Here is a 495-nt window from a genome sequence, read left to right as displayed (position 1 = left end):
CAGACGCCGCAGTGCTCTCCGGGCACGCCACACTGGAAGAAGCCGCCGCCGTTCTGTGGGCTCTGCCGAAACCGGTGGCTTTCGAAGCAGCGTCGCCGGACGCACCCCATCAAGCTGGCCGAGCCTCGGCCTTTGCGCAACTTGCCGTGCTTGCCGGTCAGGGGCGCCCGTCGCTCGGGCGCAGCGCCGCCTCGCTGCATACCGATGCCGCGCACGCGGTCGGCGTGCTGGCCGCCGCGCTGGGCGCACCGGCGGGGTCAAATCCCGTCCATCAGCGGCTTGCGCAGGACTGGTCGGTGGATGCCGGCCGCGCCGATGCGATCCGCCGTGCGCTTGTCCTGCTTGCCGATCATGAACTGAATGCGTCGACCTTCGCCGCGCGCGTCGCAGCCTCGACCGGCGCGCCGCTGGCCGCTTGCCTGCTGGCAGGGCTCGCGACGCTGTCAGGCCCGCGCCATGGCGGCGCCGGAGAGGCGGTGATGCAACTGGCCGAGG

The 495-nt window shown here is 72.3% G+C and carries 1 protein-coding gene; it reads left to right on the top strand.

All coding sequences use genetic code 11. The annotated features are described in order from the left end of the window. Positions 1-495: citrate/2-methylcitrate synthase (locus EN994_RS34745; protein WP_281060235.1), on the top strand; the 495-nt coding region annotated here is incomplete at both ends.

Source organism: Mesorhizobium sp. M7A.F.Ca.CA.002.09.1.1 (assembly GCF_003998555.1).
GTDB classification, from domain to species: domain Bacteria; phylum Pseudomonadota; class Alphaproteobacteria; order Rhizobiales; family Rhizobiaceae; genus Mesorhizobium; species Mesorhizobium ciceri.
The sequence above is the reverse complement of the archived record's forward strand: the minus strand, read 5'-3'. Positions and strand labels throughout refer to the sequence as shown.